The organism is Streptosporangium sp. NPDC048886 (genome assembly GCF_055586905.1).
Window position 1 is genome coordinate 1 of the sequence record NZ_JBVJHH010000018.1, and the last position, 19,845, is coordinate 19,845.

Below are 19,845 nucleotides of genomic sequence, written 5' to 3' on the forward strand. Positions count from 1 at the left end.
CGGCGCCGGGTGGAGCGGGAGCGCTTCGGGGTTGTCCGGCCGCCCAGGACGGTGCCGCGCATCCCGGCGGCGTTGATCTCCGCGTCGATGCCCGCGATCGCCTCGTCCCAGTCGGTGGTGTCTTCTCCCGCCTGTTCGGCTTGATCACGCTGGGCCTGCACGTCGGCGCGGAACTCGATCAGCCACCGCTGGTCGGCGGTGGAGGGGTGGGGTTCGGCGATGGGCTCGGCCTCCAGGTGCCAGCCCTCGCGGCATTGGGCTCTGCGGAGTTGCTGGTTGCGTTTGGCGCACGGCGGGCACTTGGCCTCCTGGGTGGTCCCACAGGGGATGTCGAAGGCTTCCGTCGTGCCGGTGTGGGTGTCCAGGCGGCGCATCTCGATGGGCCGGATGCAGACGCCGTTGAGCTTGGCGACCTCGATGGCGACGTCCAGGGCCAGGGGCAGGGTGTCGCGGACGAGGCGGGGAAGCGTGCGGTCGGAGCTGTTCGGTGGGGTGGTGGTCGAGGGGGCTGACGGGTGGACGAGGGGGTCGATCACATGGCCTCCTTCCGGCCGGGGTCGAGGACGTCGGCGTAGAGCCGGTAGGCGTCGCCGTAGGGGTCCTTACGGAGCCGGGCGGAGTCGAGGTCGACGATCACGACTACTTCGGCGAGGTCGGAGCCGTCGAAGGTCCGTAGCCGGCGGAACGGCAGGCCGTCGATCTCGTCGGCGGTGCCGTGAAAGGTGACTCTCATCAGGCCCCCTCGTCCGTCTGCGGCAGGGGCAGGGTGTCGGCGGCGAAGGCGGCGACCATGGCGCGGATGTCGGTATCGGAGACGTAGCCGGCACGGGCACGCGTCGGCTCCGGTGAGGTCTCCAGCCGGGCATAGGCGATGCCCGCGCCGCGCTCGGGATCCGGGGAGATGAGGTCGGCCAGCGCGCCCCGGTCGCGGGCACCGTCGCCGAGGACCATGTCCACCTGTTCGGACTCATCCAACCGGAGTGCGATCTTGTCGGGGAACAGGTTACGGATGCTGAGCACGTCCTTGCGCGGGTCCTGCAGCGCGGCCAGCACGCCGACGCCGACCGCCCGGCCCTGGGTAGTCAGGGTCGCGAGGGCGGCGGAGATGCGGAGCTTGAGGCCCTTGTCGTTCTGGTAGGCGGTCAGGAAGGCGACTTCGTCGACCACGACCAGGACGAACGGGTCATCGACGGTGGGGATGTGGTTGCGCTGGACTCCGGCGAAGCGGCCGGCCCGCTCCTGCATCACCTTGACCGCGGCTTCTAGCAGGTCGGCGCAGGCAGCCGGGTCGGCGGCGTAGTGGTCGAACAGGTCGCGGCCGAAGGACAGTTCCATCAGCTTGGGATCCAGCGCCCAGATCTGCACCAGGCCCGCGCGGACCGCAGGCAGCAGGCCCCGGATGATGGACCAGATGATCGAGCCCTTGCCCGCCCCGGTGGCGCCCGCGACCAGGACATGGGTGCCGTGGACCTTGAGCCGCCAGGGGGTACCGTCCTCCCGTTTGCCGATCTCGACCGGCCCCACCGAGGGCACCCCGGGGATGGGGACGGCGGGCAAGGGCGTGGCCAGTGGGTCGCGGCGGGGGAAGGCCAGCAGCAGCCGGCCTGGCCGGGCGACGGTCACCCGGCAGGAGGTGGCGCCGAACCCGTGCGCGAGGTGCTCGATGCGGTCGGCCCAGTCGGTGACCGCCTGGCCGGTGAGCATCTTCACCGTGACCAGGTCGGCCCACGAGGTGCAGGAGACGCGGACCAGGCGGGGCAGGTAGTCCCTGCCGCGTACATGGCGTCCGAGACCGGAGATGATCATTACGGGCTGCCAGTGCCGCCGGTAGACCCAGACCAGTCGCCACCAGGCCAGCAGCCGCCAGCCCACCCAGCGTAGGAAGGAGGGACGGTCAAGCAGCGCCCAGGCGGTGACGCCGACGAGGGCCAGGGCGACCAGGGCGGCGCTCCACTGCCAGCCGTAGAGAGTCCAGATAACGCCGGGTACGGCGATGACGGTCGAGGCGGTCGGGTGCCGCCACAGCAGGCGTACGGCGCCGGCCAGCAGTCGCCAGGCGAAGATGATGATGGTGATGATGGCCGGGGTCTGGACGACGGCCGGGCGGAAGACGACGGCGGTGTCGGGGGTGGTGGAGACGAGGTGTTGTGCCTCGTCGCCGGGCAGTTTTCTGAACATTAGGCTGGTGCCTTCTTCCTTGATGTGGAGTCGGGGAGAACCGAGGGGCCGCCGGAAGTTGCACCTTCTGGCGGCCCCGCTTGCGTGTCAGGCCGCGATCTCGTCGAGGCCGGGAAGCGGCGGGGTCGCCGCCTGTTCGGCGTGCAGCCGTTCGCAGTCGGCCAGGTAGCGGGCGGCGGCGTCGGCGATCTTCCGGGCGAGGGTCACGTCCTGCTCGGTGACCGGCCCCGCGCCGGTGGTGGTGATCGTCACGGTGGCCTCAGCGGTGAACAGGCTCAGAAACGGCCGCTCGCGCTGAGCGCCCAGCACCGCGACCGACACCTCCGGGGTGTGGAAGGAGACGCTGAGCTGGGTGCCGTGCTCGTCCAGGGACACCGAGGCGTGGGTGTAGGGGATGTGCTCGCTCATGCCGCTGCCTCCTTGGCAACTGCGGTGGTCTGCTTGGCGGGAGTGGTGGCGGTGCGGGGAGCGCGCATCGCCCGTGCTCGGATGGACCAGGCCAGGCGGCCGGTGTTCTGGCCGACGTACGGGGTGACGGTCATGGCGTCGAACTCGACCGGGACGAACGGCAGGCCCGGCAGCGGCGCCGGGGGGACCGGCTGCACCGCCGAGAGGATCTTGACCGACACGGTCTTCTGGCCGGCCTTGACGGTCGGGTCGGCGTCCATGACCGCGACCTGCCACACCGGCTCTCCGGTGGTCTTGTCCTTGGCGTAGACGGTGCGCCCCTTGGCGGAGGCGTCGAAGTCCTTGACCTGCTCGACCTCGCCGACGATGTAACAGCCGTGCGGGAAGACCTGGTCGAAGCTGACGGGGATGGGGCCCTGGATGGCCATGTTCTGTTCTCCTGTCGTACTGTCGCTAACTCGTACTGTCGAGTTAGAAGGTACCCAGGAAACGAACACTCGACAATACGAGTTTCCGAGATTCGCTGTGACTTAGGTCACATCACAATGTGTAGGCTTCTTCCAGCTCATGAAGCATGCCGGGAAGCGCGATGTCGATGACCAGCACCAGGCGGCCCGAAGCATCGAAGATCCGGGTCAGAACACCCAGGACCGCAGCAGACTTGCCCAGCCCCAGTGTCTTGACCTCATAGGGCAGCGGATGACGGGCAGCCAAGCGCTCCACGGCATGATCCAGCCGCAATCCCTTGACTCCCTGCAGGTGCTGGCGGACGCTCACCGTCAGCGGCACCTGACGGCCGAGATCGGTTCCTTCGGCCAGCTCGATCGGGCACCAGAAGGTGACCAACTCGCATGGCTCGTCGGCCTCGCTGAGCAGGATGCGACGCATCACCACGGGCGTCCCCTCGGGCAGTGACAGCATCGCTGCCACGTTCCCGGGCGCCGGCTGCGGTCCCGCCTCGATGACCGCTCCACCTTCGGCGACTTCTACCCGGTCGAGCACGGCACGGCCCGGCCGAGAGGAGTCGTCCTCAGACCCAGGCGGAGGGGTCTTCACATAGGAACCCTTGCCATGCTCACGGTCGATGATCCCGCGTAGCTGCAACACCTGAAGCGCCCGTACGACCGTGGGGCGGCTGACCGCGAACTCGCGAACGAGCTGGGTCTCCGAGGGCAGCTGTGAACCAGCCGGATAGGTGCCGTCCGCGATCCTGCGCCGGATCGCCGTGACGATCTGCGCATACTTCGGGGGGGCGTATTCCTCATCGGAAACGGACATGACAACAACCCAACTACTCGACTTATCGTCAGCATAGAGGGGTGTGTCCGGCTTGCATAGCCGACCCAGCCGATACAGCCGATACATGAGAGTGCGACGGCGCAGGCCGACGTCGAGGCCCCCCTCCTGAGCCTCGCCGACCGCACCGCCGCACCCATCTAAAAAGGCGACCTCCGGATCATGACCATGCCCTCGCGGGGAACCATGGTGATGATCGACGACTGGTTGCCGAACTCGCAGAAGACCCACAGGGTCCGCGTCTCTGCCACTACCGGGAAGCTGCGCCATAGCCGCTCAGCCACCCAGCCGACCTTCCCCCACGCATACTCCTCGGCAGGTTCAACCTGCCCGGGATGCTCTACCTGCACAGGCCGCATCGCGTGCCCAGGCGGGACATCGGCGAGCCCGTATCGGAACGCGAGGTAGTCACCGGCCCTCAGATCATCTGCCGTTCTCAATTCGACGGGGCCGGCCGCTCCCGACACACACCCATCAGCGCGGTCCATGGTCGATCTCCGTCGTCTCAGGCGTGGCGGACGCCGTCTCGACATCACGGAGATCCCTGTAGCGGAACGCGACCCGACGGGCAGCCCGAGCGGGCTCCACCGCCGGATGCCGGGCGTAGAGAGAGCTCCTGCGACGCTCATCCCATCCGACGCGCCACCAGAACCAATCCCCGTCGCACCAGACCACCAGGCCCACCCAGAGCGATAGCAGCGCCAGATCGTACCCATCGTGAACATCGGCGGAGACCCCCTCCCGCTCAAGTTCGGTTTGCAGTGATGTGGCCGCATCAAAGGGCGAGACACCTTCTGCCGTGTTCATGACGACCGCCCCACAGGCCCCGGAATGGATGTTCTCCAGCAGGTTGAGCAGTTGTCGCGCACTCGGAGATAGGGGGTCGTGGTTGCACCGCCGCCTGAGGCCACGAGGCCCCGTCGTAAGGTGACGTACTTCCAGCCCCGTCCGCCGCATGAACCGCACTGTTCAGCCATGGCATGAGGATTTCCCGAGACCGCGTCACGTCTCGACAGCGTTCACGTGTCGTCTGCGATCACCGCGTTTCGCTTTGTCTCTTCTATGTCTCCTCTCGCTCCGCATTCATCGATAATCTGGCACTGAGAGGCCCCTCCTACTCAAGGCGTTGATCATGACTGATCGGCAGATCCTGTTGAAGACGCTTCTGCAGCAACGCCATTGGCAGACATACAAGACTTTCTGCAAGGAATATGACAAAGCTGCCAAGACGGTTGATTCGACATTGCCGGGAAAATGGCCGAGCCGTGCTCAACTTCACCGGTGGCTCTCCGGAGAGCTCAAGGGCCTGCCGTACTCCGATCACTGCCGGGTCCTGGAGACGATGTTCCCCGGCCGGTCCGTCGAAGAGCTGTTCTCCCTGAACGACGGCGAGGTGCCCGCACCCAGGGTCGAGGTCGAGCCGTCGAGGAGCTCCAGTCACACCGCCCAGGTCTGCCCGACGGCGCAGATGGCCGATGTGACGGCCGTGTTCAGCAGCCGGTCGGCGTTCGCCTCCGCCTACCCGCCCTCAGCCCTGTTCGACACCGCCAGAGAGATCAGCGCCGCCGGACTGTCGCTCAACGTGCTCTGCCAGAGCTACCCCGACCACCAGCTCAAACGACTCCTCGAAAACGGCACCAGGATCCGGTGCCTGTTCCTCGATCCCCAGGGAAGCGCGATCCGCGCCCGGGAGGATGAAGAAGGTTACAAGGACAGCACACTCACCACGCTGACCGCGCTCAACATCAGCATGTTGACCCGGCTCAAGGCGAGACTCGCGCCGGAGGCAGCCGAACTGCTGGAGTTGCGCGTCTACGACGAGACGATCCGCTTCAACATCCTCATCGTGGACGGGGCCACATGCGTGGTGCAGCCCTACCTCCCCCAGGCCCGCGGAGTCGACTCGCCTACCATCGTGATCAACGACAACACCGCCGCCGACGGGTTGTTCCCCGTCTTCGACCAGGTGTTCACCTCGATGTGGGAGCGGAGCAGCCCCGTATGACCCTCGACGCCCGCGCACTTCTCCCGATTGCCGAACAGGCCGTCACCATCGCCGGCGACATCGTGAGAACCCGCCTCCCCGGAACCGTCACCGCCAAGGGCGATCGCGACATGGCCACCGAAGTGGACTACGCCGTCGAGCACGCCGTCCGCGACTTCCTCAGCCGTGAGACACCGGAGATCGGCTTCTTCGGCGAGGAGGAGGGAGCCACGGCCCGCGCCGGAGGCAGTCTCACGTGGATGCTCGACCCGGTCGACGGCACCGCCAACTTCCTGCACGGCATCCCCCTGTGCGGGATCTCCCTCGGCCTGGTCGACAAGGACCTGCCGATTCTCGGCGTGATCGATCTCCCCTTCCTCGGCTCCCGCTACAGCGCATCAGAAGGCCACGGAGCACGGGCCAACGGACGACAGATCCGCGCGAGCGAGACCGACGACCTCGGTTCGGCCGTGGTCGCCATCGGCGACTACGCCGTCGGCAGCGACGCCGAGACGAAGAACCGTTTGCGCCTGGCCCTCACCCACGAGCTCGCCGCCCGCGTGCAACGGGTCCGGATGTTCGGATCAGCCGCGGTCGATCTCGCCTGGGTCGCCGAAGGCAAGATCGACGCCAACATCATGATCAGCAACAACCCCTGGGACACCGCAGCAGGAGTGCTCATCGCCCGCGAAGCCGGAGCCACCGTCGTCGACCTGGACGGCAGCCCCCACACCATGAACGCCCAAGCCACCATCGCCGCCGGCCCCAAAATCCTCGCCGATCTCGTCGAACTCATCGCCGAAGCAGCCAAGGACGCCAGACGTAGCGAGTAACTTGCCGAATTGTTCTTATGGGTATCAAGCGGCGGCGCGCCGCGCCGCCGTACCCGGCCCTCCGCCGCCCGCCAGCCGGGCGTGCGGCCTGGGGGCCGGTCCCGGCCGGCGGCGCCCCGGGCCGTAGCCGTACCTCGCACCCGCCGTACCCAACAAACGCGCCGACCACCGGCACGCCGCCGCCAGGCCAACTCGGTACCGCCCAGTCGCTAGGCGGTGCCCGCAGTGTCCTTGAGACCGACACCAGCCGCCGCGCTCTCCGACGATTTCAGCTCAGACGCAGACCGCGCCCTGTACCGCACTGCACCAATCGAGCGACTCAACATCCCCAGCAGGAGAATTCCCAACCAAACGTATATGTGAGACGGGGGCCATGCCCGCCGGTTCTCATCGATGACGAGGACGAAGTAGGCACCTGCAGCGAACCAGCCGATGTTGAGGCACGAGAGAAATACAGCGGCTTTGTGCCAGATCGATCGTCGATACTTCTCCATGGTGCGAACTGTTCCATGAACAGCTTCACCGCAACAGAGGATTCCGCCGGCGGTATGTCGGCTCTGGGACGGTCACAATTGTCGAGTTGCGGATCGAGGCTGCTACCGCCCTCACGATCGCCTTGCGATGGTTGGCCTAAGTGCGTGGCAGGGGCGATCGACGGTCCGGGACTTCGTTCCTCAGCCCCGGCCCACTGAGCATCGAGGCTGAGCAGTCGCCGTGTCGTGCCCGTTGCGTGCCCGTCAGGAGAGTGATCAAGGGGGACTCACGGGGAATCACGGGCAGCCGGAGCGCTCCCCCGCAGGTCAACGTTTCCCCAGCTCAGCATCCAAGATCGTTAGAGGCTTCCCAAGCTGACAGTCCGGTTCGAACTCCTGGCCCCATCGTCCAAGGACGCCCCTGTGGGCTGAGTGCCAGGGAGGCTCGCGTAGGTGGACCTACGGGGCTGCTCTCCCGGCTATGAAGCGATCGACGAGCTGGGACCTCGTTCCTCGGCCTCAGCTCACCGAAAGCCTGCCCTGGCCTTCGCGCCAGGTTCAGCGGAATTCGCCTTCCAGTAGACCCATGATGATCTTGTCGTGCCACTTTCCGTCGTGCCGGAACGTCTCACGCATGCGTCCCTCCGTGACGAAGCCCACCTTCTCGTAGACTCGGCGGGCCGCCGCGTTCTCGGCGACGGTGGTCAGCGAGATCCGGTGTAGCCGCATCTTGTCGAAGCCGTAGCGGCAGATCGTCCGCATCGCGTCGGTGGCGTACCCCTGGCCCCAGACGTCCTTCTCGCCGAGATAGATGTCGAGCTTGGCCTCGCCGATCTCGGGTTCGGCCTCCCGTAGCGCGACGATACCGATCGTTCGGCCGTCGAGTGTCTCGATCATCAGGTTCAGGTTGCCGTAAGAGTCGGGGCTGCGCTCCTCAAGCTGCTTTTTGGTGAGAGCCAGCGACGGCGGATAGGGGGCATCCATCCACCGCATGACCTCGGGGTCGCTGTGCCAGCGCCGCAGAGTCTCGGCGTCCGACGGTTCGACGGCGCGCAGCTGTACGCGATCTCCAGTAACCATGCCGGTTTCCTACCAGAGAGCGGAACAAACGTGCGAGTTGATTAACAAGCAGCGGCTCGGAAACCTTGGCTGTACAGCCACCAATACAGCCAAGAAGGTGAACGAGGGCGGAACTCGGCGAACGTCCGCGGACACCGCACGTGCAGGTCAGTGCCTCAGACCTTGGTCGAACCGACTTCTTTTAATCCGCAGGTAAGACCCGGGCTTTGTTCCTTGGTCCTAGCCCATCAAGCAGCTCACTCAGGAAGGCTCTTTAGCCTGCGCTCCCTCGCACGAGAGCGGTACGCAAGGGCTCGGCCTCCGCCAACAGCGATCGGCCGCCGTCCGCCTCTTCCCACAGTTGCCAGAGCTCGGAATCCTCATCGAGGACGCGATCAAGCGCACGCAGCGCAAGCGGCACGAGATCATCGGGAAGTCCGATCCTGCCCCCCTCCACCAGGAAGTCCGGCGCGTATGCCGAAGTGACCTGCGGACCGCCGCAGCACTCAGCCGCCACGATGGCGATCGCCGCCATCGCTTCACATCCCTCATGTGCATCCAGGTAGTCCTCGGGCTCCACCACGCTGAGCAACGCCTGCCGGACCATGCCCGCCCGGTCTTCCTGATCAGCATCATGCAAGTGCCCGCACCAGTCGGCGGCCGTGTCGTTGTCGAAAGGACCGCTGTCCCAAGCGCCCATGCGGCTTCACTCCTCAGTCAAAGAACTGCGTGCTAACGCGAGCGGCAACATACAGGCCAGGACTGACACCTCGGTGGGGGCACTCCGGCCCCGGGGCGATTGCCGACATCAGGGCAGGGGTCCATAGGTGGCTGGGGTGGAAGGCTGACTACTCGTCTGCCGTCGACCCGGGGCAAGCCGAGCAGACCGGGGAGCTGTGCGCGACGCGCAAAAAGACCGCCCGCAATATCCGCGTGATGATCATGGAGGCGGCGGCCCAGTGAATCCACTTCCCTGCAGGTGGAAGGGGGCACGATAGGTGAAGTACCTACTCCCTGTAAAACCGTCGGCAGTTGGTGCCGCGCTTACGATCGCCCTTCGGTGGCCGGCCGCCGTAGCTGGCTGGGGGCGATCGACGGTCCGGGACTTCGTTCCTCAGCCCCGGCCCACCGGATAGCGTGGCTGGTCACGGTCCATCCTGACGGCATGGCGGAGATGCCGAGGATTGCCGAAAGCTCGGTAGGAGAGCCGGATTCCAAGATCCGGAGTATGCGCGGAACGCCCAGCCTCGAAGAAGACATGGCAGCACCCAAAACGCCAGGTCAGAGCGTCGCGAACGCTAAGAAGCGCCCTCCACTTTTAATCCGTCAGGCGTTGAGGAAAGTCGGCGGATCAGCAGACCGTTAACGGTGTTGGGGCGGCAGTTCGCCCACCGGTGCGACGGTGTGCGTCCCGCCGCCCGTGCAGCGCCACACGGCGATCCCGTCCTCCGGCTCGGCGAGCAGGCCCCGATCGTGCACCGGGCAGACGGGCCACGCCCTCCAGACCACCTCCATGACCACTTCTTGGACGGCGTCGGCCACACACCAGAGTGCCGCGGCCCCGGGGAGGCCGTTGCCCTGGTAGATGCCCTCGAACTCCACCCACGCCATGCCCGTGGGGTCCCAGCCGGGGACGACCATCCGAAGAGTCCCGGGGATCCCCGCGGCGCGGACGTCCCGCTCCACGATCTCCAGCGCCTCCTCCAGCGACACCAACAGGCCCGGCTCCAGAGCGAAACTAGGCATAAAGCCGATCCCGTCCAGAAAGGCCTCGCCCAGCCGGGCCAGATCGGCGGCCGTCAACTCGGTGGCGGGGCGTTCGAGGAGTTCCCGCGTGACGGGAGTGGACACGCCCCACTCCTCCATCAGGCAGGCAGGTTCGACGAGAAGGTCGGCTTCGAGACCACCGCCGTGCAACGCCGTGTAGATGCGGGCGCCCAACTCGTCGACGGCCTGACGGAGCTCATTGGCCTGTTCGTAGGAAGGCATGCCGCAGTGTCTCCTGCCTCGAAGGTCCCGGCAAGCGAGATTTCACCCACCATCGATGAACATCCGACGGCCCCCGACGTCATCATTCCTTCCGCCGGGTGAAGCACGATCCTCGGCCGGAGTTCGACAGCGCATCCGCTGATCTTCACGCAGAATCAGGGGATCAACGGTCCGAAGCCTCACTCCTCGGCTCTTGCCCACCAAGTGCTGGGTTGCACTTCGGGTTGCAATGCAGGGGCGTTCAGAGCCCGTTCAAGACGGACCACACATGCCATCTGACCTGCATTGAACCGTCCGGAACGGCCCGAGGGCGATCTTTTAATCCGTAGGTTCCGGGTTCGAGAGCCTGGCATGATCAGGCCGTGGATCCCCAGGACTCCCCGCTGGGCAAGGCCGTCCGGCTCTATCTCGCCAGCACCCGCGCTGGGGAGGCCGCCATCAGCGCTGTCCATGTCATGGAGCACCTGGAAGCCGACGACTGGGAGACGGCCCTTCTTCTTCTCGAAGATCTCGGTGATACATATCCGCAGCCGCCCGAGTTCTGGGACCTGCTGGCCGAGACCGCCCGTCTGCTGTGGCTCAAGGAGGATGCCGACTGGTACACGTGGCGGGGCAGCGAGACCCGCGCCGGCGCCTTCCGGGTCGAACTTTGCCTCCTGCCCACCGAGGGCGGAGGTCGCTCGATGCCGCTACCTCCCCGCAGAGGGTTTGAGTCCTTGTGGGACATCGGCCATCGCACGCCTGAAGGGGAACTCTCGGTCAGCATCGCCTTCCTCTGGGTCGAGGGGCGCCACCCCTTACAGCCGGGTGGACGCGCACCGGTGAGACTGCTCCCCCTGACCTCCGAGCACTGGAGGCATCTCAAGCCCGGTGATGCGATCACGATGCACGAGGCACGGCCACCCGCTGGAACGGCACGCATCACCGAGATCATGCCGCCCGTGGTGACCGCCCCTTAGTTGCAGCCCTAGTTGCAATCCAGCGCCGTCCCATGCCGTTCCAGATGGACCGGTCGCGCCCATTGGTCCAGGTTGAACCGATCGGGACAGGCAAGATCAGAGCTGCTAATGCGGTTTGGCTTGGGCGTCTGCCGTGCCCGTTGCGTGCCCGTCAGGAGGGTGAACAGGGGGGAATCACGGGGACTCGCGGGCAAGGCGAGACCGCCTCTGACCTGGAACGCAGCAGCTCACAGGGTCGCGTACCGAGGTCTTCCAAACTGGCTACGCGGGTTCGATTCCCGTCGTCCGCTCCAGAGGGCGAAAGGCCAGGCCAACCCGGTTACGGGGGCCTGGCCTTCCGACTTTTCACACCCGTCCACACCCGTCCCACTTCTGTCCGCTCTCCCGACACCTGGGCGCGGAGTATGGACCACGGATGGTGATCGCGTGGACACTGGGTGGAGCCGATCCGTGGAGGCGCACGATGACCGGAGCCACCCGAGTCCTGCTCGACGAGTCCCGCACCCCCCGCACCTGGTACAACATCGTGGCCGACCTCCCCGTGCCGCCACCGCCGCCGCTGCGTCCGGACACCTCGCAGCCCGTCGGGCCGGACGACCTCGCACCGCTGTTCCCGATGGAGCTGATCGCCCAGGAGGTCTCCACCGAGCGGTTCATCGCCATCCCGGAGAGCGTCCGTGACGTCTACCGGCTCTGGCGGCCCACTCCACTGATCCGCGCGCACCGGCTCGAACGCGCCCTCGGCACCCCGGCGAGGATCTACTACAAATACGAGGGCGGCTCGCCCGCCGGCTCGCACAAGCCGAACACCGCCGTCCCGCAGGCCTACTACAACGCGCGCCAGGGGATCAGGCGGCTCACCACGGAGACCGGGGCCGGCCAGTGGGGCACGGCGCTGGCGTTCGCGTGCGCGCAGTACGACATCGAGTGCGAGATCTGGATGGTGCGCGCCTCCTACGACCAGAAGCCGCACCGCAGGAGCCTGATGCGGGTCTACGGCGCGACCGTGCACGCCAGCCCCTCTCCGCTGACCGTGTCGGGCCGGAGCGTCCTGGCCGAGCGGCCCGACTCGCCGGGCAGCCTGGGCATCGCGATCAGCGAGGCCGTCGAGGTGGCCGGATCCGGCCCCGAGGTCCGCTACGCCCTCGGCAGCGTGCTCAACCACGTGTTGCTGCACCAGACGGTGATCGGCGAGGAGGCGATCGAGCAGCTGGCCGCGTTCGGCGAGGCGCCGGATGTGATCGTGGGCTGCACCGGCGGCGGCTCCAACTTCGCCGGGCTGGCCTTCCCCTTCCTGCGGGAGAAGCTGGCCGGGCGGATGGACCCGGTGATCCGGGCGGTGGAGCCGGAGTCCTGCCCGTCGCTCACCCGGGGCGTCTACGCCTACGACTTCGGCGACGCCGCCGGATTCACGCCGCTGCTGAAGATGCACACGCTCGGCCACGCCTTCGTCCCCGATCCGATCCACGCGGGCGGCCTGCGCTACCACGGCATGTCCCCCCTGCTGTCGCACATGTACGAGCTGGGCATGTTCGAGGCGGTGGCCAAGGGCCAGCGCGAGTGCTTCGAGGCGGGGCTGCGTTTCGCCCGGACCGAGGGGATCGTCCCGGCGCCCGAGCCGGCCCACGCGCTGGCCGAGACCATCGCCGAGGCACTGCGGTGCAAGGAGAGCGGCGAGCCGAAGGTCCTGCTGACCGCGCTCTGCGGGCACGGGCACTTCGACCTGAACGCCTACGACCGCCATCTGGCCGGGGAACTGGAGGACCACGCGCTCCCCCAGGACCGGATCGACGCGGCGCTGGCCGGGCTGCCCGTCACGGGGTCGCCCGGATCTTCGGGACAACCTTGACGGCAGCGTCACAGATCGGGACCATGCTATTGAGATCAAGAAATATCCAGAAATCTCCGTCAAACCCGGACCCGAGCGTAGATCGTTCTTTACGATTCTCCTGAATGGCAGTCAAGGCGCAGGAGGAGAACGTGGCGGGGTTCGACGGCGTGATCATCGGTGGCGGTCACAACGGGCTCACGTGCGCCGCCTATCTCGCCAAGGCGGGCCTGTCCGTCGCGGTCGTCGAGCGCAACGACGAGGCCGGCGGCGGCTGCAGCACCCAGGAGCTGACCCTCCCCGGATTCCGGCACAACACCCACAGCAGCTACCACTTCCTGGAAGAGGGCCCGGTCCCGGCCGATCTCGAACTCCAGCGCCACGGCCTGCGCTACGTGTATCCCGAGACCCAGCACTCCACGATCTTCAGGGACGGCCGCGCGGTCACGGTCTACACCGACGCCAAGCGCACCGCCGAGTCCTTCGCCCGCTTCTCCCAGGCCGACGCCGACCGGTGGCTGGAGCTGCACGGGCGCTACGCCGAGGCGGCCAGAGGCCTGATGAACGGTTTCCTGTACTCCAGGCCGCTGCCGCCGCACGTGCTCGCCGAGCGGCTCCAGGGCGACCTGGGCCGGGACCTGCTGAGCTACATGCCCCTGTCGCTGTATGAGGCGGTGGACAGGAATTTCGAGAGCGAGCAGGTCAGGGTGCTGTTCAAGTCCTTCCTGCACGCGATCTCGATCGAGGACGTGCCCGGGACCGGCGGCTTCTTCCCCCGCCTGCTCTCCCGCATCGCCAGGCTCGGCGTGCCGGTGGGCGGCTCGGTGAACGTCGCGAACGCGCTGCGCGCCGTCATCGAGGAGCACGGCGGCACCGTGATCACCGGCGCGCACGCCGACCGGATCCTGGTCGACGACGGCCGGGCCGTCGGGGTCAGGCTGGCCACCGGCGACGTCCTGAACGCGCGGCGGTTCGTGGCCAGCGCGGTGGACGCCCCCCAGACGGTACGGCTGGCGGGCCCGGAGAACTTCGGCTCCGAGATCGCGGCCAAGGTGGAGAACTACAAGTGGGCCGGGCACAGCCTGGTCACCCTGCACCTCGCGCTGGAGGAGGCGCCGCGCTACCGGGCGGCCGAGTTCGAGCCCGATGTGGACCGGGCCTTCCTGGTCGTCCTGGGCGCCGACGACAGCGAGCAGCTCGGCCGTACCTTCGACCAGATCCACCAGGGGCGGCTGCCCGACCGGCTGGCGGGCAACGGCGCCTGCCCCTCGCTGTTCGACCCCTCCTACGCCCCGGACGGCAAGCACGTGGCCTTCTGGTGGCCGTGGGCCCCCTACGACCTCGGCGGCGACCCGGACAACTGGGATCGGCGGCGTGAGGAGATCGGTGAGCGGCTGCTCGCCGAGTGGTCCGAATACGCCCCCAACCTCGCCGGAGGCGCCGTGTTAGGCAAACGGGTCTTCTCCCCGCTCGACATCGAGCGGCACTGCGTCAACATGGTGCGCGGCAGCCACCACGTCGGCGCCTACGAGCCCGCCCAGCTGGGCGGCAACCGGCCGGTCCCCGAGCTCGGGCAGTACCGCACCCCGATCGACGGCCTCTATCTCTGCGGGGCGAGCAGCCACCCCGGCGGCTCGGTCTCGGCAGCCCCCGGCTACAACGGCGCCAACGTCATCGCCGAGGACCTCGAGCTCACGACCTGGTGGACCCCGGTCCCGGCCCCCCGGTGGAGCGAGTGAACCGCCGGTTCGTCGCCAAGGACCCGGCGGCCGCGGCACCCCGGATGAGCAGCCCCGCCACCATGCACGAGCAGCTCTCGCTGCTCAACGCGGCGAGCAAGCGGATCGGCAGCACGCTGGACATGTTCGAGACCGGCAGGGAGCTGATGGACGTCGCCGTACCGCGCTTCGCGGACGCGGCGGGCATCCTCGTGCAGGACCGGCTGATGACCGACGGCGAGTTCCCGCAGCGCAGCACCGACGGCACGGCGCTGGTGCGGCGGATCGCGGTCGGCGTGTCCGACCCGGCGCCCGGCGAGTACGCCAAGGCGTTCCCGGTGGACGAGGTCGCCGTCTACGAGGCGTGGACCCCCTACGCCAGGTGCATGGCCACCGGCAACCCGATCCTCTACCCCCGCCTGGGCCGCCGGACCGCCGAGGAGATCGGGCGGTTCTGGAAGCGCGACTCGGTCTCCAAGGTGCTGGAGGACAGCTCGTTCCTGGTGGTCCCGCTGAAGGCGCGCGGCCGGGTGCTGGGCTTCGTCATCTTCACCCGCAGGCCGGACAGCGACCCCTTCGAGGAGCAGGACATCGCCCTCGCCGAGGAGCTGGCGGCCAGGACCGCGGTCTGCCTGGACAACGCCCGGCTCTACAACCGCGAGCGCCGTACCGCCCTGACCCTGCAGAGCAGCCTGCTCCCCGCCGACCTCTACCAGCCGCTGGGCCTGACGATCGCCTCCCGCTACCTGCCCGCCAGCGACCTGGTGGGGGTGGGCGGCGACTGGTACGACGTGATCCCGCTGCCCGGCTGCCGGGTCGCCCTCGTGGTCGGCGACGTCATGGGGCACGGCATCAGGGCGGCGGCCACGATGGGCCAGCTGCGCACGGCCGCCCGCACGCTGGCCAGCCTCGACCTCAGCCCGGCCGAGGTGCTGTTCCGGCTCAACCGGATGAGCCAGGACCTGGACGCCACCCAGATCGCGACGTGCGTCTACGCCACCTACGACCCGGTCACGCGGACCTGCGCGATCGCCTCGGCGGGACACGTGCCGCCGATCCTGGTACGGCCCGGCGGCAAGCCCGAACTGCTGGAGCTGCCGCCGGGGCTCCCCCTGGGCATCGGCAACGAGCCGGTCGAGATGCGCGAGCTCGTCCTCCCGCACGACGCCGTCCTCGCCTTCTACACCGACGGCCTGGTGGAGAGCCGCGACCGGGACATCGACGAGGGCATCGGCATGGTGTGCGACCTGCTCGCCGGCCGCAACCAGGACCTGGAAGAGGTCTGCGACCTCACGATCGACGCCCAGCGCCCGGGACACGAGCGCGACGACATCGCGCTCCTGCTGGCCAGGGTGCGCGAGCTGGGCGAGGACGACGTCGTCGACATCGCCCTGTCCTCCGACCCCCGCTCGGCCTCCACCGCCCGCCGTTTCGTCCGCGCCACCCTGACCGAGTGGCGGCTGGACGCGATCGCCGACGCCACCGAGCTCATGATCAGCGAGCTGGTCACCAACGCGATCAAGCACGGCTCCGGCACGGTCGGGCTGCGCCTGCTCCGCGGTCCGACGCTGGTGTGCGAGGTGACCGACCGTTCCCTGGCGATGCCGGTCATGCGCGAGGCGGGCAGCGAGGACGACACCGGCCGCGGACTCCACCTCATCAACTGGCTCGCCCATCGCTGGGGCTCCCGCCTGACGCCCAAGGGCAAGGTCGTCTGGGTGGAGCAGAGCCTGCCGTGAGGCGCGGGGTCACCACCGTGAGGCGCGGGGTCAGGAGAAGGCCCTGCGCCTCAGGGCCGGCAGGCGCCGGGCGGCGCGGAGGAAGGTCTTGAAGCCGGCCCGGGCGACGGCGTTGCCGTCCACGAACTGCCTGGCGGCCCTGAGGGAGTCGCGCACGGCCGCGTAGCCGTACTCGCGCATCCGGGCCTCGTGGTCCGCGACGGCCGCGATCCGCTGTCCTGTCACGACCTCACTGTCAACCGAGCGGATGAATCTATCAACCATAAGGTTGATAGATTCATCCATATGGTTGACGGTGTTACGGTGAGGCATGGACAAGTCCCCTCGCCGCGCTCCGGCCGAACGGCAGCGCGACCCCGAGCGCACCCGGGAGCGCATCATCGAGGCCGCCAGGGCCGAGTTCTCCGCCAAGGGGTTCGCCGGGGCCAGGGTCAGCGGGATCGCCGCCCGGGCCGGGGTGAACAAGCAGCTCATCTCCTATTACTTCGGCGGCAAGGAAGGGCTGCTCAAGGCGCTCACCTCCCGGTGGCACAGCCGGGAGAGCGCCTTCGCCGAGGCCTCGCTCCCGCTGACCGAGCTCGTGCGCTGCCACGTCAGGGCGACCGTCAGCGACCGCGACTCCGCCAGGATCCTCATCTGGGAGGGGCTGGAGGAGAGCGGCGGCGAGAGCGCCGCGGTGGCGGAGGACATGCGGCGCGACGTCGAGGACATGCGGCGGCGGCAGCGGGCGGGCGAGTTCCCCGACGATCTCGACCCCGCCCACCTGCTGCTCGTGCTCTTCTCCGCCTCGAGCGCCGGGGCGGTCTTCCCCCAGGTGGCCCGTGCGATCTGCGGCGAGGACCCGGCCTCCGAGGAGTTCGCCGAGCGGTACGGCGAGCAGCTCGCCCGCCTGCTCGGCCACCTCCGAAACGTTCCCACGTCTGACGAAGGGCAAGGTTGAGGCATGGAATTCGACATCATCGTGCTGGGCACGGGTCCGGGCGGCGAGGACGCCGCCGGACGGCTGGCCGAGGCCGGCCTCCAGGTGGCCGCCGTCGAGGCGGCCCTGGTCGGGGGCGAGTGCCCCTACTGGGGGTGCATACCGTCCAAGATGATGATCCGCGCGGCCGACCTGCTCACCGAGGGCAGGCGCGTGCCGGGGCTGGCGGGCGACTCGACGGTCTCACCCGACTGGGCCCAGGTGGCCGAGCGGATCCGCAAGGAGGCCACCGACGGCTGGAACGACCAGGTCGCCGCCGACCGGCTCACCGGCAAGGGCGCCCACCTGGTCAGGGGAGCGGCGAAGATCACCGGTCCTGGCGAGGTCACCGTGGACGGCCGGGTGCTGCGGGCCCGCCGGGGCATCGTGATCGCCACCGGCTCGCAGCCCGCCGTACCGCCGATCGAGGGGCTGCGGGAGACCCCCTACTGGACCAACCACCACGCGATCGAGACCGAGAAGGCACCCGAGTCCCTGATCGTGCTGGGCGGCGGGGCGATCGGGGCCGAGCTCGGCCAGGTGTTCTCCCGGTTCGGCACGGCGGTGACCGTCGTGGAGGGCGCGGACCGGCTGCTGCCGCTGGAGGAGCCGGAGGCGAGCGCGCTGATCACCGAGGTGTTCGAGGCCGAGGGCATCCAGGTGCGGACCGGCGCCCGGGCCCGGCGGGTGAGCCACGACGGCTCGGCGTTCACGCTGGAGGTCGAGGACGGCCCCGCCGTCCGTGCCGAGCGGCTGCTGGTGGCCACCGGGCGCCGCTCGGACCTCAGGGCGCTGGGCGTCGGCGCGGTCGGGCTCGACGAGTCGGCCCGGTCGATCGAGACCGACGGGCGGATGCGCGCGGCCGAGGGGGTCTGGGCACTGGGCGACGTGACGGGCAAGGGCGCCTTCACGCACATGTCGATGTACCAGGCCGACATCGTGGTGCGCGACATCCTCGGCGAGCCCGTCCACGACGCGGAATACCACGCGGTGCCCCGGGTGACCTTCACCGATCCCGAGATCGGCTCGGTCGGGCTGTCGGAGGCCCAGGCCAGGGAGAAGGGCCTGGAGGTGCGGACCGCCCTGACCCGGATCCCGGACTCGACCAGGGGCTGGATCCACCGGGCGGGAAACGAGGGGTTCGTCAAGCTCGTCGCCGCCGACGGCGTCCTGGCCGGCGCGACCAGCGCCGGCCCGGTCGGCGGCGAGGTGCTGAGCATGCTCACCCTGGCCGTGCACGCCGGGATCCCGGTCCGCCGCCTCCGCGAGATGATCTACGCCTATCCGACCTTCCACCGTGCGGTGGAGGCCGCGCTGAAGGAGCTCTGAGCCGGCTCGGTGGAGCGCGCCGGGCGGGCCCGGCCGTCAGGGGCGGCCGGCTGTCCGGCCGCTGACCAGGGGGATGGCCCAGCGCGTCACGGGGTCGGAGTCGAGCAGCAGCGCACGCGCCAGGGCGCTGAGCGGGACCGCCAGGATCGCCCCCAGGGCGCCGAGGGCGTAGGTCCACACGAGCAGGGACAGGATGGTGACCGTGGTGGACAGCCCGGCGGACTCGCCGGTGAACTTGGGCTGGATCAGCGACTGGATGACGAAGTTCAGCACCGAGTAGACGACCACCACGGCCACCATCGCGCCCGGCCCCGAGTCCAGCAGCGCCAGCAGCGCGGGCGGGAGGAGCCCCACGACGAACCCGATGTTGGGGATGTAGTTGGTGATGAGCGCCAGCAGACCCCACAGCAGCGGCAGCGGCACTCCCATGATCCACAGGGCGACGGCGTCGAGCACCGCCACGATCAGCCCGAAGACGGTGGAGACGATCAGATAGTTGCAGGTCCCCCGGGCGAACTCGCCCAGCGCGCCGACCATGTGGGGCCGCGAGGCCCGCAGCGACCTGATCGCGTCGTGCGCCGCGGTGGCGTCCAGGCTCATCCCGAACAGCAGCAGCGTGATCAGGATGAGCGCCGAGCCGACGCCGAACAGGCCGCCCAGGAAACTCTGGACCAGGCCGATGAGCGAGCCGGGGTCGAGCTTGCTCATCGCCGACCTGACCTGCTCCTGGGTGATGCCGAGGTGGTCGATCTCCCGGGCGATCGAGTCGAGCAGCCGCTGGTACTGGCCGGCGTAGGAGGGCAGCAGCGCCACGAGCTGCGCCACCGAGACGACCAGCGCGCCGACCAGCGCGACGAGCAGCAGCAGGACCGTGAGCAGCGGGACCGTGACCAGCACCCACGGCCTGGCGCCCCGGCGGCGCAGCCAGACCCGCAGCGGGCTCACCGCGATGGTGAGGACCAGCGCCAGGAAGGCCGGGCCGGCGATGTCGGCCACCGCCCTGACCCCGGCCAGTGCCACCACCGCGGCGGCCAGCCCGATCACCAGCCTGAAGCCGCGCGAGAATCCAGCCGGTCCGGATGCTTCCCCCATGG

20 protein-coding genes are annotated in these 19,845 nt (G+C 68.6%); 8 read left to right on the forward strand and 12 right to left on the reverse strand.

Annotated features, from left to right (window positions below):
- From ACZ6R6_RS22650 to ACZ6R6_RS22680, 7 genes are all read right to left on the reverse strand, one after another.
- The coding region (locus ACZ6R6_RS22650; protein WP_470096237.1) for a replication initiator at window positions 1-536 on the reverse strand (536 nt) is incomplete at its 3' end.
- Window positions 533-733, reverse strand: a complete 201-nt coding sequence (locus ACZ6R6_RS22655) for a hypothetical protein (RefSeq protein ID WP_470096239.1) — start codon at window positions 731-733, stop codon at window positions 533-535. The genes ACZ6R6_RS22655 and ACZ6R6_RS22650, both read right to left, overlap by 4 nt.
- Complete coding sequence (locus ACZ6R6_RS22660) at window positions 733-2,178, reverse strand: FtsK/SpoIIIE domain-containing protein (RefSeq protein WP_470096241.1); 1,446 nt, start codon at window positions 2,176-2,178, stop codon at window positions 733-735. Before ACZ6R6_RS22660 ends, ACZ6R6_RS22655 begins: the two co-directional genes overlap by 1 nt.
- 87 nt (window positions 2,179-2,265) lie before the next feature.
- The gene (locus tag ACZ6R6_RS22665; RefSeq protein ID WP_470096243.1) at window positions 2,266-2,586 is read right to left on the reverse strand and encodes a hypothetical protein; all 321 of its coding nucleotides are present in this window, start codon (window positions 2,584-2,586) and stop codon (window positions 2,266-2,268) included.
- Window positions 2,583-3,014, reverse strand: a complete 432-nt coding sequence (locus ACZ6R6_RS22670; RefSeq protein WP_470096245.1) for a plasmid replication, integration and excision activator — start codon at window positions 3,012-3,014, stop codon at window positions 2,583-2,585. Before ACZ6R6_RS22670 ends, ACZ6R6_RS22665 begins: the two co-directional genes overlap by 4 nt.
- A 112-nt stretch (window positions 3,015-3,126) precedes the next feature.
- On the reverse strand, window positions 3,127-3,864 hold the full coding sequence (locus tag ACZ6R6_RS22675; RefSeq protein ID WP_470096247.1) for a GntR family transcriptional regulator: 738 nt from the start codon (window positions 3,862-3,864) through the stop codon (window positions 3,127-3,129).
- A gap of 492 nt (window positions 3,865-4,356) precedes the next feature.
- On the reverse strand, window positions 4,357-4,689 hold the full coding sequence (locus tag ACZ6R6_RS22680; protein WP_470096249.1) for a hypothetical protein: 333 nt from the start codon (window positions 4,687-4,689) through the stop codon (window positions 4,357-4,359).
- Window positions 4,690-5,014: 325 nt separating this feature from the next.
- On the opposite strand from ACZ6R6_RS22680, the gene ACZ6R6_RS22685 reads away from it, so the two are divergent.
- A complete protein-coding gene (locus ACZ6R6_RS22685; RefSeq protein WP_470096251.1) occupies window positions 5,015-5,887 on the forward strand; it encodes a DUF5919 domain-containing protein in 873 nt (290 codons plus the stop codon).
- Complete coding sequence (locus ACZ6R6_RS22690; protein WP_470096253.1) at window positions 5,884-6,699, forward strand: inositol monophosphatase family protein; 816 nt, start codon at window positions 5,884-5,886, stop codon at window positions 6,697-6,699. The genes ACZ6R6_RS22685 and ACZ6R6_RS22690 overlap by 4 nt, the downstream gene beginning before the upstream one ends.
- Before the next feature lie 1,031 nt (window positions 6,700-7,730).
- Here the strand turns inward: ACZ6R6_RS22690 and ACZ6R6_RS22695 are convergent.
- From ACZ6R6_RS22695 to ACZ6R6_RS22705, 3 genes are all read right to left on the reverse strand, one after another.
- Window positions 7,731-8,252, reverse strand: a complete 522-nt coding sequence (locus tag ACZ6R6_RS22695; protein WP_470096255.1) for a GNAT family N-acetyltransferase — start codon at window positions 8,250-8,252, stop codon at window positions 7,731-7,733.
- Between the two features lie 253 nt (window positions 8,253-8,505).
- The gene (locus ACZ6R6_RS22700) at window positions 8,506-8,931 is read right to left on the reverse strand and encodes a DUF4259 domain-containing protein (RefSeq protein ID WP_470096257.1); all 426 of its coding nucleotides are present in this window, start codon (window positions 8,929-8,931) and stop codon (window positions 8,506-8,508) included.
- Between the two features lie 662 nt (window positions 8,932-9,593).
- The gene (locus ACZ6R6_RS22705; RefSeq protein WP_470096259.1) at window positions 9,594-10,220 is read right to left on the reverse strand and encodes a hypothetical protein; all 627 of its coding nucleotides are present in this window, start codon (window positions 10,218-10,220) and stop codon (window positions 9,594-9,596) included.
- A gap of 362 nt (window positions 10,221-10,582) precedes the next feature.
- Here ACZ6R6_RS22705 and ACZ6R6_RS22710 point away from each other — a divergent pair, with 362 nt between their 5' ends.
- From ACZ6R6_RS22710 to ACZ6R6_RS22725, 4 genes are all read left to right on the forward strand, one after another.
- On the forward strand, window positions 10,583-11,179 hold the full coding sequence (locus ACZ6R6_RS22710) for a hypothetical protein (protein WP_470096261.1): 597 nt from the start codon (window positions 10,583-10,585) through the stop codon (window positions 11,177-11,179).
- Between the two features lie 463 nt (window positions 11,180-11,642).
- Window positions 11,643-13,028 (forward strand): TrpB-like pyridoxal phosphate-dependent enzyme, encoded by a 1,386-nt coding sequence (locus ACZ6R6_RS22715; protein ID WP_470096263.1) that lies wholly within the window; start codon window positions 11,643-11,645, stop codon window positions 13,026-13,028.
- Window positions 13,029-13,132: 104 nt separating this feature from the next.
- Window positions 13,133-14,746 (forward strand): phytoene desaturase family protein, encoded by a 1,614-nt coding sequence (locus ACZ6R6_RS22720; protein ID WP_470096265.1) that lies wholly within the window; start codon window positions 13,133-13,135, stop codon window positions 14,744-14,746.
- Entirely contained in the window at window positions 14,743-16,464 is a 1,722-nt protein-coding gene (locus ACZ6R6_RS22725) for an ATP-binding SpoIIE family protein phosphatase (protein WP_470096267.1), read from the forward strand. Before ACZ6R6_RS22720 ends, ACZ6R6_RS22725 begins: the two co-directional genes overlap by 4 nt.
- Before the next feature lie 30 nt (window positions 16,465-16,494).
- On the opposite strand, the gene ACZ6R6_RS22730 is transcribed toward ACZ6R6_RS22725, so the two are convergent.
- A complete protein-coding gene (locus tag ACZ6R6_RS22730; protein WP_470096269.1) occupies window positions 16,495-16,689 on the reverse strand; it encodes a hypothetical protein in 195 nt (64 codons plus the stop codon).
- 85 nt (window positions 16,690-16,774) lie between these two features.
- Between ACZ6R6_RS22730 and ACZ6R6_RS22735 the strand changes: the two genes are divergently transcribed.
- Window positions 16,775-17,404, forward strand: coding sequence for a TetR/AcrR family transcriptional regulator (locus ACZ6R6_RS22735; RefSeq protein ID WP_470096271.1), 630 nt, complete (start codon window positions 16,775-16,777; stop codon window positions 17,402-17,404).
- 3 nt (window positions 17,405-17,407) lie between these two features.
- Window positions 17,408-18,751 (forward strand): dihydrolipoyl dehydrogenase family protein, encoded by a 1,344-nt coding sequence (locus tag ACZ6R6_RS22740; RefSeq protein ID WP_470096273.1) that lies wholly within the window; start codon window positions 17,408-17,410, stop codon window positions 18,749-18,751.
- A gap of 36 nt (window positions 18,752-18,787) precedes the next feature.
- Here ACZ6R6_RS22740 and ACZ6R6_RS22745 read toward each other — a convergent pair whose 3' ends face one another.
- Window positions 18,788-19,843, reverse strand: a complete 1,056-nt coding sequence (locus ACZ6R6_RS22745; protein WP_470096275.1) for an AI-2E family transporter — start codon at window positions 19,841-19,843, stop codon at window positions 18,788-18,790.
- Window positions 19,844-19,845 lie beyond the last annotated feature (2 nt).

Bases quoted from the DNA above. Each gene is read 5' to 3' on its own strand.
- ACZ6R6_RS22660 (WP_470096241.1), bottom strand. From the start codon at position 2,178: ATGTTCAGAAAACTGCCCGGCGACGAGGCACAACACCTCGTCTCCACC.
- ACZ6R6_RS22715 (WP_470096263.1), top strand. From the start codon at position 11,643: ATGACCGGAGCCACCCGAGTCCTGCTCGACGAGTCCCGCACCCCCCGC.
- ACZ6R6_RS22665 (WP_470096243.1), bottom strand. From the start codon at position 2,586: ATGAGCGAGCACATCCCCTACACCCACGCCTCGGTGTCCCTGGACGAG.
- ACZ6R6_RS22720 (WP_470096265.1), top strand. From the start codon at position 13,133: ATGGCAGTCAAGGCGCAGGAGGAGAACGTGGCGGGGTTCGACGGCGTG.
- ACZ6R6_RS22655 (WP_470096239.1), bottom strand. From the start codon at position 733: ATGAGAGTCACCTTTCACGGCACCGCCGACGAGATCGACGGCCTGCCG.
- ACZ6R6_RS22695 (WP_470096255.1), bottom strand. From the start codon at position 8,252: ATGGTTACTGGAGATCGCGTACAGCTGCGCGCCGTCGAACCGTCGGAC.
- ACZ6R6_RS22670 (WP_470096245.1), bottom strand. From the start codon at position 3,014: ATGGCCATCCAGGGCCCCATCCCCGTCAGCTTCGACCAGGTCTTCCCG.
- ACZ6R6_RS22680 (WP_470096249.1), bottom strand. From the start codon at position 4,689: ATGAACACGGCAGAAGGTGTCTCGCCCTTTGATGCGGCCACATCACTG.
- ACZ6R6_RS22745 (WP_470096275.1), bottom strand. From the start codon at position 19,843: ATGGGGGAAGCATCCGGACCGGCTGGATTCTCGCGCGGCTTCAGGCTG.
- ACZ6R6_RS22690 (WP_470096253.1), top strand. From the start codon at position 5,884: ATGACCCTCGACGCCCGCGCACTTCTCCCGATTGCCGAACAGGCCGTC.
- ACZ6R6_RS22735 (WP_470096271.1), top strand. From the start codon at position 16,775: ATGGACAAGTCCCCTCGCCGCGCTCCGGCCGAACGGCAGCGCGACCCC.
- ACZ6R6_RS22675 (WP_470096247.1), bottom strand. From the start codon at position 3,864: ATGTCCGTTTCCGATGAGGAATACGCCCCCCCGAAGTATGCGCAGATC.
- ACZ6R6_RS22740 (WP_470096273.1), top strand. From the start codon at position 17,408: ATGGAATTCGACATCATCGTGCTGGGCACGGGTCCGGGCGGCGAGGAC.
- ACZ6R6_RS22685 (WP_470096251.1), top strand. From the start codon at position 5,015: ATGACTGATCGGCAGATCCTGTTGAAGACGCTTCTGCAGCAACGCCAT.
- ACZ6R6_RS22705 (WP_470096259.1), bottom strand. From the start codon at position 10,220: ATGCCTTCCTACGAACAGGCCAATGAGCTCCGTCAGGCCGTCGACGAG.
- ACZ6R6_RS22700 (WP_470096257.1), bottom strand. From the start codon at position 8,931: ATGGGCGCTTGGGACAGCGGTCCTTTCGACAACGACACGGCCGCCGAC.